This is a genomic window from Nocardioides sp. CF8, from assembly GCF_000389985.1.
Taxonomy (GTDB): domain Bacteria; phylum Actinomycetota; class Actinomycetes; order Propionibacteriales; family Nocardioidaceae; genus Nocardioides; species Nocardioides allogilvus.
In genome coordinates, this window is the sequence record NZ_CM001852.1 from 1,028,248 (window position 1) to 1,040,599 (window position 12,352).

Genomic DNA, 12,352 nt, shown 5'->3' on the forward strand with positions numbered 1-12,352 from the left:
CGAGGGTATCCACCGAGGCCGGGAGTTGGCGCAGGAACCCGCGGACCGCGACGGGTGTGTTGCGTCGCGGTCCGCGGGTCCTGCACACCGTTCGGCTCAGAGGCGCTCGAGGATCAGGGCCATGCCCTGGCCGCCGCCGACGCACATCGTGATCAGGCCGGTGCTCTTGTCGTGCCACTCCAGCGAGTTGATGAGCGTGTTCTGCAGGCGGGCGCCGGTCATGCCGAAGGGGTGACCGACGGCGATCGCGCCACCGTTGACGTTGAGCCGGTCGAGGTCGATGCCGAGGTCCTGGTAGGACGGCACGACCTGCGCGGCGAAGGCCTCGTTGATCTCGACCAGGTCGATGTCGCCGATGCTCATGTTGGCGTTGGCCAGCGCGCGCTTGGTCGCCTCGACCGGGCCGAGGCCCATGATCTCGGGGGAGAGGCCGGAGACGCCGGTGGAGACGATGCGGGCGAGCGGCTTGAGGCCGAGCTCGGCGGCCTTGGTGTCCGACATGATCACGACAGCGGCGGCGCCGTCGTTGAGGGCGCAGCAGTTGCCGGCCGTGACCACGCCGTCGGGGCGGAACACGGGCTGGAGCCCGGCCAGCGCGTCGTAGGTGACACCGGCGCGGGGACCGTCGTCGGCCGAGACGACGGTGCCGTCGGGCGTGGTGACGGGGGTGATCTCACGCGACCAGAAGCCGTCGTTGATGGCCTTCTCGGCAAGGTTCTGCGAGCGGACCGCGAACTCGTCGAGCTCCTTGCGGTCGAGCCCGCGCATCCGCGCGACGTTCTCGGCCGTCTGGCCCATCGCGATGTAGGCGTCGGGCAGCGCGCCGTCCTCGCGGGGGTCGCGCCAGTCCTGCCCGCCCTCGGCGAGCTTGGCCGTGCGGGCCTCGGCGTCGGTGAAGACCTCGTTGCGGGTGCCGGGGATGTGGTCGGAGGTGCCCTTCGCGAAGCGCGAGACGGTCTCGACCCCGGCCGAGATGAAGATGTCACCCTCGCCGGCCTTGATGGCGTGGAAGGCCATCCGGGTGGTCTGCACGGAGGAGGCGCAGTAGCGGGTGATGGTCGCGCCCGGGACCTCGTCCATGTCGTTGAGGACGTTGACGATGCGACCCATGTTGTTGCCCATCTCGCCGCCGGGCAGGCCGCACCCGAGGTAGAGGTCGTCGACGGTCTTGCGGTCGAGAGCCGGGATCTTGTCGAGCGCCGTCTTGACGATGAACGCCGTCAGGTCGTCGGGCCGGAAGTCCTTGAGGGACCCCTTGTTCGCGCGGCCGATGGGGGAGCGTGCGACGGAAACGATCACTGCCTCGGGCATGGAAGAACTCCGATTCTCAAGTCTGGTGGGGATGCCTGTTTCACCCTAGTGGTGGCCCCGGCACGAGCGCACCGCCAGTCTCAGGTAGCCGGACGGTCCTCGACCAACGAGCCCACCAACAGCCCCATGCTGTCGCCCAACGAAGCTCGCGCGCCGATCCCCACCTACTACGGCAGCCTGCTCGGCGCCCACTGATCACCCGCGTGGCGGCGCTCTGAGAGCATCGACGCGTGCGTCACCTCTATCAGTGCCCGATGCGTTGGGCCGACCTCGACCTGCTGGGTCACGTCAACAACGTCGTCTACGTGGACTACCTCCAGGAAGCGCGCGTCGACATGATGCGCAGCCACGGCCCGGCGCTGAGCGGGCGGACGGGCGACGGGCTGGTCGAGGGCGTGGTCGTGGTCCGGCACGAGGTGACCTACCGCGCGCCTCTCGTCTTCCGGTTCCGTCCCATCAGCATCGAGTGCTGGGTCACCGAGATCCGCGCCGCCAGCTTCACCATGGCCTACGAGATCTTCGACGAGACGCCCGAGGGTCGCGTGGTCCACCTCCGTGCCAGCACCGTCCTCACGCCGTACGTCTTCGCGACCGAGCGTCCGCGGCGGCTGAGCGCGGAGGAGAAGGAGACCTTGGCCGTCTTCCTCGAGGAGCCGCTGCCGGCGTCGCCGAAGATCGAGCCGGTGACGCCCTGGGCGCCCGGTCACTACCCGCTGCACGTGCGCTTCTCCGACGTGGACGTCTACGGCCACGTCAACAACGTGAAGTACTTCGAGTACTTCCAGGAGGCGCGGATCCCGCTGATGGAGCGCCTCGGGCGCGACCTTCCCGGCGCCGGCGACTTCCATGTCGTGGTGGCCCAGACCGACGTCGACTACAAGGTGCCGATCCTGTTCCGGCTCGAGCCCTACGACGTCCACTCGCGCATCACGCACGTGGGTTCCAAGTCGTTCACGATCGAGTCCGAGATCCGCGACGGCGAGACCTTGCTGTCGAGGGCCCGCGTCGTGCTGGTCTGCTTCGACTCCGCGACACAGCGCTCGATCGAGCCGCCGACGGCCTACCGCGAAGCGATGCTGGCGGTCGTCAGCGCCTGAGCATCACGCGAGCGTGTTGACCATGAACTGCGCCGCGTGGGTGACATAGCCCCAGAACTGCTCGTCCTGCTCGGGCGTGAGGTCGGCCCGGTCGAGGCCCTCGCGGAAGTGCACCAGCCAGCGCTGCGCCGCCTCGGGCGTCACGGCGAACGGCGCGTGCCGCATGCGCAGGCGCGGGTGGCCGCGCTGGTCGCCGTAGGTCGTGGGGCCGCCCCAGTACTGGATGAGGAACAGGGCGAAGCGCTCCTCGGCAGGTCCGAGGTCCTCCTCGGGATAGAGCGGTCGCAGCAGCTCGTCCTGCGCGACGCCCTCATAGAACGTGTGCACGATCTGGCGAATGGTCGCCTCGCCGCCGATCTCGTCGTAGAAGGTGCTCACCCGTCCATTGTGTCGTGCGGGCAGACGCACCGATCGGGCGGGCGTGGAAGACTCGGGCCGCAGACTCTGTCCCGACCAGCAAGGAGCACTCATGCCCACCACCCGCACTGCGAGCACCCACTGGGAAGGCACCCTCTTCGAGGGCGCCGGCAAGGTCACCCTCGAGTCCTCGGGCCTCGGCACCTACGACGTGTCCTGGCCCGCGCGCGCCGAGGAGCCCAACGGCAAGACCAGCCCCGAGGAGCTGATCGCCGCCGCGCACTCCTCGTGCTTCTCGATGGCATTCTCCAACGGCCTCGCCAAGAACGAGACCCCGGCGACGTCGCTCGACACCACCGCGGCCGTCGACTTCACCCCCGGCACCGGCATCACCGGCATCACGCTGACCGTGCGTGGCGTCGTCGAGGGCATCGACAACGACAAGTTCGTCGCGCTCGCGGAGGAGGCCAAGGCGGGCTGCCCCGTCTCGCAGGCGCTCTCCGTCCCGATCACGCTGGACGCAGCACTCGCCTGATCCGGTTTCCGCTGACCCGCCCTGCACCTGGGGGCGGGTCAGTCGCCATTTCCGGGCGGTACGTCGCCCGCCGCCGCTGCCTCGGGACGCTCCCGGTGCCAGACGACCCGCTGCGGGAACGGCATCTCGATGCCCTCGTGGTCGAAGCGGGCCTTGATCCGCTCGCGCATCGCCCGCGCGACGGCCCACTGCTCCATCGGAGCGGTCTTCAACGTGACCCGGACGGTCACCCCGTCGATCCCCAGCTGCTCGACGCCCCAGACCTCGGGCTCCTCGATGACGAGTCCCTTGAAGTCCTCGTCCTCCCAGAGCTCGTGCGCCACCTCCTGCAGCACCCGCCGGACGTGGGCCAGGTCCTCGGCGTACCCGACAGCGATGTCGAGGACGGTGCGTGCCCAGTTCTGGCTCATGTTGCCGACGCGGATGATCTCGCCGTTGCGGACGTACCAGACCGTGCCGTTGACGTCGCGGAGCCTGGTGACGCGCAGGCTGACCGCCTCGACGGTGCCGCTCGCCTCGCCGAGGTCGACGACGTCACCGACGCCGTACTGGTCCTCGAAGATCATGAAGATGCCGGACAGGAAGTCCTTGACCAGGCTCTGGGCGCCGAAGCCGAGGGCGACTCCGATGATGCCGGCGCTGGCGATCACCGGGCCGATGTTGGCGCCGAGCTCGCTGAGCATCATGGTGACGATGACGGCGATCACCACGCCGGTCACGATGCTCTTGAGCAGGCTGCCGATCGTCTGCGCGCGCTGCACGCGGCGGCTGGCGCCGGCAGCCTCGGCACGAGCGAGGGCGGCGTTCATGCGCTGCCCGAACGAGAGCCGGCCGACGTGCCCGGTGAGCATGCCTGACTCGGCACGCTTCACGAGACGGTCGATCAGTCGGTGCAGCACCCAGCGGACGGCCAGCCCCAGCAGGGCCAGCCCCAGGAGGGCGAGCGGCACGCCGACGAACCAGTCGGAGATCGTGGCGAGCCCCTGGTTCCCGGTCTCGGTGTAGACCCAGTCGCAGATGGCTTCGTCTTCGGCACAGGGGTCGGAGAGCGAGAGCATGCCCGCCAGTATGGCGACTTCTGCCCCGAACCCAAGGCGCCCGGCCGCGCTCCCGCTGAAGGTGTGAGCGAGTCGACGACGGCCGCGACGTGGGCTGTGGAACGGAAGCCGATATCGTGTCTCCCGTGATCACGTTCGCGCCCTCCGCCACTGCCCGGTTCGCCGCCCGCGCCAGCCTCCCGCTCGTCGCGCTGGGGCTTGCACTGCTCGTCGCCCCGGCCCATGCGGACGTGGCCGAGGGCTGGAGCAACCCCGACGACGTCGACGTCCTGCAGGCGCTGCTGTTGCTCGGTGGCGTCCCGCTGCTGCTGTTCCTCCTGATCGCCCTGGCGGTCTACGTCCCCGCGCTCGTGCGCGGTGAGGACCTCTCGCCCACCAGCGGTGGCGTCGAGAGCCAGTGGCTCGGCGGCCCGCGTCCGGGCGCCAAGGAGCTCGCAGCCGGTGACACCGAGGCGAGCGAGACTGGTGGAGCTCGTGGCAGCTGGTGACCTGAGCTCGCGTGAGCGCGCCGACCTCGACAAGGCCATCCGCGCCGCTGAGCAGTCGTGCCGCTTTGAGTTCTCCGTCTTCATCGGCGGCGCCGAGGGTGACTCGCGCGTCTACGCGCGACGCCTGCACGCCTCGCTCGTCGCTCCCAACCGGAGCATCCTGGTGATGGTGGACCCCACCGCCCGGGTGATCGAGGTCGTGACCGGCCCCGAGGTGCGTCGCCACCTCACCGACCGCGAGGTCGAGCTCTCGGTCCTCGCCATCCAGACCGACTTCGCCGCGAACGACTTCGTCGGCGGCCTCAAGCGCGGCATCGCGATGCTCGCCGAGCACGCTCGCCCGCAGAACACCCTGCACGTCGGCTCCTGACGCAAGCCGAGTCCCCGCGTGGGGAACGAAGAACGGGCGCCAGCTTCAGCTGGGCCCGTTCTTCGTTCCCCACGCGGGGACTCTGGCTACTGCGCGTCGCGCTCCTGCGCCGCGAGGGCCCGGACGATGTCCGCGCGGGCCTCGCCCACGAAGCGGACCGCACCCTTCGGGGCGCTGTTGTCGGCCAGCCACTCGTCGAGACGGGCCACGACCTCGGGAGAGCCGACGGCCAGCGGGAAGCCGTACTCGAGGACGACCGACGCCTTGTGGAACCCGAGCGTGTCGATGACGGTGTCCGCGGCGGTCAGGAACTTCTCGACGTACGGCGCCACGAGCTCGTCCTGGTCGGCGCGGAAGATCGAGAACACCATCTCCCGGGACGTCTCGTTGGCGGTGGCCGGGTCGAGGATCGCGTCCCAGCCAGCGGCCTTGGCCTCGGCCGTGGGCTGGGCGACGCGGGCTGCGGCCGCCTTCTCCTTGCCCTCGATCGTCTTGTCGCGGGACAGCTCGGCGTCGATCTCCGCGTCGTCGAACCGGCCCGCACGCGACAGGGCGGTGATCAGGCCCCAGCGGATGTCCTGGTCGACGGCGAGGCCCTCGACGACGAAGGAGCCGTCGAGGATCGCCACGAGCTCGTCGAGGGCCGCGTCGCTGCGGGCCGCGCCGAAGTATGTGCGGGCGAAGGTGAGCTGCTGGTCGCTGCCGGGCTCGGCATCGAGCATCAGCTGCCGCATGCCCTGCTCCCACTCGGCCTTGAGCGCCTCGCGCCTGGCCGGGTCGGTGTAGCGGTTGACGGCGGTGGCGGCCATCGCGGGGATGCGGGTGACCCCCCAGGCGTCGGTCTCGGAGCCGATGTTGGCGAGCACGAGACGGACCCAGTCGGTCGCGGCCATCTCCGCGTCACGGGTCATGTCCCAGGCGGCACCCCAGACGAGGGCGCGGGCCAGCGAGTCCTCGACCCTGGCCAGGCCGTCGATCACCGTGGCGAGCGAGCGCTCGTCGAGGCGGATCTTGGCGTAGGCGTGGTCCTCGTCGTTGAGCAGGAGCAGGGCCGGCTGCGCCTTCCCGACGAGCTCCGCCACCGACGTGGTGGCGCCCTCCACGTCGACCTCGAGGTAGTCGCGCCGCACGAGGCGGCCGTCGACGTCGTCGTACAGACCGATCCCGAGGCGGTGGCGACGCAGCGTCGGCCAGTCCTCATGGGCGCTCTGCGCGATGGAGAACGACGAGTAGCTGCCGTCGGCGTCGAGCTCGAAGACGGGCGCGAGGGTGTTGACGCCGGCGGTCTGGAGCCACTCGGTGGCCCAGCTGTCGAGCTCGCGGCCCGACGACTTCTCGAGCGCGGCGAGCAGGTCGGAGAACTCGGTGTTGCCGAAGGCGTGGTCCTTGAAGTACTGCCGGATGCCCTCGACGAAGGCGTCCAGGCCGACCCACGCCACGAGCTGCTTGAGCACCGAGGCGCCCTTGGCGTAGGTGATCATGTCGAAGTTGACCTCGACCGCGTGCAGGTCGACGTTGTCGGCCGCGATCGGGTGTGTGGAGGGCAGCTGGTCGGCGCGGTAGCCGGTCTGCTTGCGAGCGTTGGCGAAGCCGGTCCACGCATCGGTGTACTCGGTCGCCTCGGCCTCGCACCAGTAGCAGGCCCACTCGGCGAAGGACTCGTTGAGCCAGAGGTCGTCCCACCACTTCATGGTGACGAGGTCGCCGAACCACATGTGCGCCATCTCGTGGGTGATCACGGAGGCGCGGAACTCGAAGAACGAGCGCGGCTGGCGAGAGCGGGGGAGGTACTCGTCGCGCAGGGTCACGCAGCCGGCGTTCTCCATCGCGCCCATGTTGTACTCGGGGACGTAGAGCTGGTCGTACTTGTGGAACGGGTAGGGGTAGTCGAACTTCTCCTCGAAGAACTCGAAGCTCTGCTTGGTGAGCTCGACGAGCACGTCGGTGTCCATGTGCTCCACCAGCGACTGGCGGCAGTAGTGGCCCAGCGGGATGGTGCCGAACTTGCCCTCGTAGGTGTCGAGGACCTCGTGGTACTCACCGGCGACGACGGCGGTGATGTAGGTCGACATCCGCTCGGTGACAGGGAAGTTCCACACGGCCTTGCCGTCGCCGAGGTCCGTCGGCTCGGGGGTCGGCGCGGTCGAGACGACCTTCCAGTGGCTGGGGGCGGTGACGTTGAAGGTGAAGACGGACTTGAGGTCGGGCTGCTCGAAGGTGGTGAAGACACGGCGCGCGTCGGGCACCTCGAACTGGCTGTAGAGGTAGACGCGGTCGTCGGCGGGGTCGACGAAGCGGTGCAGTCCCTCGCCGGTGTTGGAGTAGGGGCAGTCGGCCGTCACGACGAGCGTGTTGTCGGCCTGCAGGTCGTCGAGCGTGATCCGGCTGTCGGCGTACGCCACGGCGACGTCGAGGATGCGACCGTTGAGGGTGATCTCGCGGACCGTCGCGCCGTCGAGGTCGGCGAAGGTCTCGGCACCGATCTCCCGGCTCGTGAAGGCGACGGTGGTGGTCGAGGCGAAGGTCTGTTCGCCAGTGGTGAGGTCGAGGTCGATGGTGTACGACGTGACGTCCAGGAGAGCGGCGCGGGTGGCGGCTTCGTCCCGGGTGAGGTTGGTTCCAGGCATGTTCGGCATCCTGCCACCCGCATCGTGGGAATGGATTGTGGGCTGCGTGGTTGGGGCTGACATGACCCAAGCAGACTTCTGGTTCGACCCGTTGTGCCCCTTCGCCTGGATCACCTCCCGGTGGATCCTCGAGGTGGAGCAGCAGCGTGACGTCGACGTGACCTGGCACGTGATGTCGCTCGCCTACCTCAACAAGGACCGCGACATCCCCGAGGACTACCGCACGATGCTCGAGCCCGCGTGGGGCCCGGTGCGGGTCTGCATCGCGGCCGAGGAGCGCCACGGCAACGAGCGACTCCTCGACCTCTACACCGCCATGGGCAGCCGCATCCACAACCAGGGAGCCGCGCTCGATCGCGAGATGGTCGTCGCCGCGCTGGCCGAGGCCGGCATGGACGCCGACCTCGTCGACGCGATGGATGACGAGTCGCTGGACGCCGCGGTCGCGAAGTCGCACCACGCGGGCATGGACGCCGTCGGCGACGACGTCGGCACACCGACGATCCACATCGAGGGCGCTGCCTTCTTCGGTCCCGTGCTGAGCAAGATCCCGCGGGGCCAGGACGCCCTCGACCTGTGGGACGGCACCGTCGCGGTCGCGAAGTTCCCCTACTTCTTCGAGCTCAAGCGCACGCGCACCGGAGACCTCGACTTCAGCTGATCGGTGCGGTGCAGCGACGTGGCGGGCGCTCACTAGGATTCCCCCCATGACCCATGTCCTCTCCGCAGTTGCCTGGCCGTATGCCAATGGCCCGCGCCACATCGGCCACGTGGCCGGTTTCGGCGTGCCCTCCGACGTCTTCAGTCGGTACATGCGGATGGCCGGTCACGACGTGCTCATGGTCTCGGGCACCGACGAGCACGGCACCCCGATCCTGGTGACGGCCGACAAGGAGGGCGTCAGCGCCAAGGACCTCGCGGACAAGAACAACGCCGTCATCGTCACCGACCTCGCCGACCTCGGCCTGTCCTACGACCTCTTCACGCGCACCACGACCGGCAACCACTACGGCGTCGTGCAGGAGATGTTCCGCACGGTGCTGGCCAACGGCTACATGGTCGAGCAGACCATGCAGGCCGCGATCAGCCCGTCCACGGGCCGCACCCTTCCCGACCGCTACATCGAGGGCACCTGCCCGATCTGTGGGTACGCCGACGCGCGCGGCGACCAGTGCGACAACTGCGGCAACCAGCTGGACGCGACCGAGCTGATCGATCCCCGCTCGAAGATCAACGGGGAGACGCCGAGCTTCGTCGACACGCAGCACTTCCTGCTCGACCTGCCCGCGCTCGCCGACGCCCTCAAGGTGTGGTTGGACGCGCGTGAGGACGAGGGGCACTGGCGTCCCAACGTCATCAAGTTCAGCCAGAACATCCTCAAGGAGATCAGGCCGCGCGCGATGACGCGCGACATCGACTGGGGCATCCCGGTGCCCGGCTGGGAGGACCAGCCGACCAAGCGTCTCTACGTGTGGTTCGACGCAGTCATCGGCTACCTCTCCGCCTCCATCGAGTGGGCCCGGCGCTCGGGCGACCCCGAGGCGTGGCGTGCGTGGTGGAACGACCCGGAGGCCTTGTCCTACTACTTCATGGGCAAGGACAACATCGTCTTCCACTCCCAGATCTGGCCGGCCGAGCTGCTGGCCTACAACGGCGAGGGCTCGCGCGGCGGGGAAGCGGGTCAGTACGGCACGCTCAACCTGCCCACCGAGGTCGTGTCCTCGGAATACCTCACGATGGGCGACCAGCAGTTCTCCACGTCGCGCGGACACGTGCTGTACGTCGGCGACTTCCTGGCCCGCTACGGCCCCGACCCGCTGCGCTACTTCATCTGCGCCGCCGGTCCCGAGACCTCCGACGCCGCCTTCACCTGGGCCGAGTTCGTGACCCGGAACAACTCCGAGCTGGTCGCGGGCTGGGGCAACCTCGTCAACCGCACCGCGACGATGATCGCCAAGAGCTTCGGCGAGATCCCGGCGGCGTACACCCTCGAGGCGATCGACGAGGAGGTGCTCGCCGCGGTGCGCACCGGCTTCGACACGGTGGGTGACCTGCTCGGACGCCACCGGCTGCGCGCCGCCACGGCCGAGGCCATGCGCGTCGTCGGCGAGGTGAACAAGTACATCACCGCGACCGAGCCCTTCAAGATGAAGGACGAGTCGCAGCGCGAGCGCCTCTCCACCGTCCTGCACGTCACGGCCCAGTGCGTCAGCGACTGCAACACCTTGCTGGCGCCGTTCCTGCCCCATGCCGCCAACAAGGTGCACCTCGCCCTGGGTGGCGAGGGCGAGTTCGTCCCGATGCCGCGCATCGAGCAGGTCGACGAGCTCGAGCCCGACAACGGTGCCGGCCTCACGTCCTACCCCGTCATCACCGGCGACTACTCGGCGACGCCCGCCTGGAAGTCCCGGTCGGTCAAGGTGGGCGCCACGGTCGAGAAGCCGACGCCGATCTTCACCAAGCTCGACCCGTCGATCATCGAGGAAGAGCTCGCCCGGCTTGCCTGAGATCACGCTGCGGTCCGCGGCTGCCGACTCGCCCGAGTCGGTGGTGCTGCTGGCGGCGTACGAAGCCGAGCTCGTCTCGCTCGGCGTCACCCTCAACCACGGCTGGGCCGGTGGCGTCACGCCTTCGCAGCTCGCACCGCCCCTCGGTGCGTGGCTGGTCGGCTGGCGCGGTGAGGACGCCGTTGCCTGCGGTGGCGTGCGCCTGCTGTCGCCCGAGGTCTGCGAGATCAAGAGGATGTACGTCGACCCGTCGGCGCGCGGAGCGGGCCTGGCCCGGCGCCTGCTGACCGCGCTCGAGGGCGCCGGTGTCGACCTCGGCGCGCGCATCGCGCGGCTCGACACCGGGCGCGACATGGCGCCGGCTGTGGGGCTCTACCGCGCCAGCGGCTACGTCGAGATCGAGGACTACAACGGCAACCCCGATGCCGGCTGGTGGTTCGAGAAGCAGCTGTCCGCCGCCGGTTGAGCATGCGCGCCCTGCGCGCCTCGAGGCCAGTTTGCTTGGTTTCGAGACGTTCCTCGCTGCGCTCGTCACTGCTCAACCAGCGGATGGGGCCGTCGCGTTGGCGCTCGACGCCTCGAGGCGCGCTTGACCCGCAGGACGCGAACATGACAGCGGTGTCCGGCAGCCACTGAGTGACTGGCGGATACCGCCATCTTCCGGCCGGGCAGGATGGAGCCATGTATCCCGAGATCCGGGCCGCTGTCGCGGCCGACACGTCGCCCGACCTGAGCGCCGAGGGGTTCGACCTGGCGGCCCACCGGGAGAAGGTCCGACTCTTCAACCTCGCGCAGCCGCGCGAGGAGGTCGCCGAGGCGAAGGACGTGGACGCCGACGGGGTGCCGTGCCGGCTGTTCACGCCCGCCGACCCCGAGGACGGGGTGATCGTGCACCTGCACGGCGGCGGGTTCGTCCTCAACGACATCGACGTGCACGACGGCGTGTGCCGGCGTCTGGCCAACCGTGCCCGCAGGCGGGTCCTGAGCATCGGCTACCGCAAGCCGCCGGAGCACAAGTTCCCCGCCGCGACCGACGACATCGACACGGTCCTCACGTGGCTGGAGCAAGCGGGCCTGCCGGGACCGTGGGCGATGCACGGCGACTCGGCCGGCGCCAACCTCGCGCTCGTGGGGGTGCTGCGCAACCCGGGACGGTTCCGGGCGCTCGTCCTGATCTATCCCTTCCTCGACCCGACGGCGAGCTTCGCGTCCTACGACCTCGAGGGGATCGGCTTCGACCGCGCGGACGCCGCCTGGTTCTGGGAGCAGTACGCCGACCGCAGCGAGTGGTCGCACCCCGACCTGGCGCCGTTGAACGCCACCAACCTGCACACGCTCCCGCCGACGTTCGTCGCGACCGCGGAGTTCGACCCCCTCCGCGACGAGGGCGAGGAGCTCGCGCGCCGGATCGCGGAGACGGGCGTCGAGACGGTGGCGGTGCGCTGCCTCGGCCAGAACCACGGCTTCTGGCGGCACCCGCAGTTCGCGGCGTCCGAGCCGCTGCTGCGCCAGGGCGCCGCGTTCATCGCCCAGCACCTGGCGTGAGGCCGCGCCGGGGCCTGAGACAATGGCGCCATGCGCGTACACCTCGGCTCCGACCACGCCGGCCTCGAACTCAAGGACCACCTGATGACCTGGTTGGTCGACAACGGCTTCGAGCCGGTCGACCACGGGCCCTTCGTCTATGACGCGGTCGACGACTACCCCGTCTTCTGCCTGCGGGCGGGCGAGGGCGTCGCCGCCGACCGGGCCGAGGGCCTGGACAGCTTCGGCGTCGTCATCGGTGGTTCCGGCAACGGCGAGCAGATGGCCGCCAACAAGGTCGAGGGCATCCGCTGTGCGCTGGTCTGGTCCGAGGAGACGGCCGTGCTCGCGCGCGAGCACAACGACGCCAACGTCGTGTCAGTCGGCGGCCGGATGCACTCGGTCGAGGACATGACCCGCTTCGTCGAGGTCTTCCTCGCAACCCCGTTCAGCGCCGACGAACGGCACGTGCGTCGCA

Annotated in this window: 13 protein-coding genes; 9 read left to right on the forward strand and 4 right to left on the reverse strand. The window is 69.4% G+C overall.

Going from position 1 to position 12,352, the window contains the following annotated elements; translation table 11 throughout:
- Window positions 1-96: 96 nt before the first annotated feature.
- Entirely contained in the window at window positions 97-1,311 is a 1,215-nt protein-coding gene (locus CF8_RS05090) for an acetyl-CoA C-acetyltransferase (protein ID WP_010832064.1), read from the reverse strand.
- A 230-nt stretch (window positions 1,312-1,541) separates the two neighbouring features.
- Here CF8_RS05090 and CF8_RS05095 point away from each other — a divergent pair, with 230 nt between their 5' ends.
- Window positions 1,542-2,408, forward strand: a complete 867-nt coding sequence (locus CF8_RS05095) for an acyl-CoA thioesterase (protein WP_036490281.1) — start codon at window positions 1,542-1,544, stop codon at window positions 2,406-2,408.
- Window positions 2,409-2,411: 3 nt separating this feature from the next.
- Here CF8_RS05095 and CF8_RS05100 read toward each other — a convergent pair whose 3' ends face one another.
- Window positions 2,412-2,786 (reverse strand): globin, encoded by a 375-nt coding sequence (locus CF8_RS05100; RefSeq protein ID WP_010832066.1) that lies wholly within the window; start codon window positions 2,784-2,786, stop codon window positions 2,412-2,414.
- Between the two features lie 91 nt (window positions 2,787-2,877).
- Here CF8_RS05100 and CF8_RS05105 point away from each other — a divergent pair, with 91 nt between their 5' ends.
- Window positions 2,878-3,300, forward strand: a complete 423-nt coding sequence (locus tag CF8_RS05105; RefSeq protein ID WP_010832067.1) for an OsmC family protein — start codon at window positions 2,878-2,880, stop codon at window positions 3,298-3,300.
- A gap of 38 nt (window positions 3,301-3,338) precedes the next feature.
- Here CF8_RS05105 and CF8_RS05110 read toward each other — a convergent pair whose 3' ends face one another.
- The gene (locus CF8_RS05110) at window positions 3,339-4,358 is read right to left on the reverse strand and encodes a mechanosensitive ion channel family protein (RefSeq protein ID WP_010832068.1); all 1,020 of its coding nucleotides are present in this window, start codon (window positions 4,356-4,358) and stop codon (window positions 3,339-3,341) included.
- A gap of 125 nt (window positions 4,359-4,483) precedes the next feature.
- Here CF8_RS05110 and CF8_RS22355 point away from each other — a divergent pair, with 125 nt between their 5' ends.
- Both CF8_RS22355 and CF8_RS05120 read left to right on the forward strand, forming a co-directional pair.
- Window positions 4,484-4,846: a hypothetical protein gene (locus CF8_RS22355; protein WP_010832069.1), complete on the forward strand. Its 363-nt coding sequence runs from the start codon at window positions 4,484-4,486 to the stop codon at window positions 4,844-4,846.
- Window positions 4,824-5,216, forward strand: coding sequence for a DUF5130 family protein (locus CF8_RS05120; RefSeq protein ID WP_010832070.1), 393 nt, complete (start codon window positions 4,824-4,826; stop codon window positions 5,214-5,216). The genes CF8_RS22355 and CF8_RS05120 overlap by 23 nt, the downstream gene beginning before the upstream one ends.
- Before the next feature lie 86 nt (window positions 5,217-5,302).
- Here the strand turns inward: CF8_RS05120 and pepN are convergent, their stop codons facing one another.
- Entirely contained in the window at window positions 5,303-7,843 is a 2,541-nt protein-coding gene (pepN, locus tag CF8_RS05125; protein WP_036490283.1) for an aminopeptidase N, read from the reverse strand.
- 61 nt (window positions 7,844-7,904) lie between these two features.
- Here pepN and CF8_RS05130 point away from each other — a divergent pair, with 61 nt between their 5' ends.
- The 5 genes from CF8_RS05130 to CF8_RS05150 all read left to right on the forward strand — a co-directional run.
- Entirely contained in the window at window positions 7,905-8,504 is a 600-nt protein-coding gene (locus CF8_RS05130) for a mycothiol-dependent nitroreductase Rv2466c family protein (RefSeq protein WP_010832072.1), read from the forward strand.
- A 46-nt stretch (window positions 8,505-8,550) separates the two neighbouring features.
- Window positions 8,551-10,350 (forward strand): methionine--tRNA ligase, encoded by a 1,800-nt coding sequence (gene metG / locus CF8_RS05135; protein ID WP_036490285.1) that lies wholly within the window; start codon window positions 8,551-8,553, stop codon window positions 10,348-10,350.
- A complete protein-coding gene (locus CF8_RS05140; RefSeq protein ID WP_010832074.1) occupies window positions 10,343-10,816 on the forward strand; it encodes a GNAT family N-acetyltransferase in 474 nt (157 codons plus the stop codon). Before metG ends, CF8_RS05140 begins: the two co-directional genes overlap by 8 nt.
- Window positions 10,817-11,031: 215 nt before the next feature.
- Window positions 11,032-11,895, forward strand: a complete 864-nt coding sequence (locus CF8_RS05145; RefSeq protein ID WP_010832075.1) for an alpha/beta hydrolase — start codon at window positions 11,032-11,034, stop codon at window positions 11,893-11,895.
- Between the two features lie 30 nt (window positions 11,896-11,925).
- Window positions 11,926-12,352 (forward strand): ribose-5-phosphate isomerase (locus tag CF8_RS05150; protein WP_036490287.1); only part of this gene is annotated, 427 nt, incomplete at its 3' end.

Coding starts and splice junctions, on each gene's coding strand:
- CF8_RS05145 (WP_010832075.1), top strand. CDS start 11,032: ATGTATCCCGAGATCCGGGCCGCTGTCGCGGCCGACACGTCGCCCGAC.
- metG (WP_036490285.1), top strand. CDS start 8,551: ATGACCCATGTCCTCTCCGCAGTTGCCTGGCCGTATGCCAATGGCCCG.
- CF8_RS05130 (WP_010832072.1), top strand. CDS start 7,905: ATGACCCAAGCAGACTTCTGGTTCGACCCGTTGTGCCCCTTCGCCTGG.
- CF8_RS05090 (WP_010832064.1), bottom strand. CDS start 1,311: ATGCCCGAGGCAGTGATCGTTTCCGTCGCACGCTCCCCCATCGGCCGC.
- CF8_RS05105 (WP_010832067.1), top strand. CDS start 2,878: ATGCCCACCACCCGCACTGCGAGCACCCACTGGGAAGGCACCCTCTTC.
- pepN (WP_036490283.1), bottom strand. CDS start 7,843: ATGCCTGGAACCAACCTCACCCGGGACGAAGCCGCCACCCGCGCCGCT.
- CF8_RS05110 (WP_010832068.1), bottom strand. CDS start 4,358: ATGCTCTCGCTCTCCGACCCCTGTGCCGAAGACGAAGCCATCTGCGAC.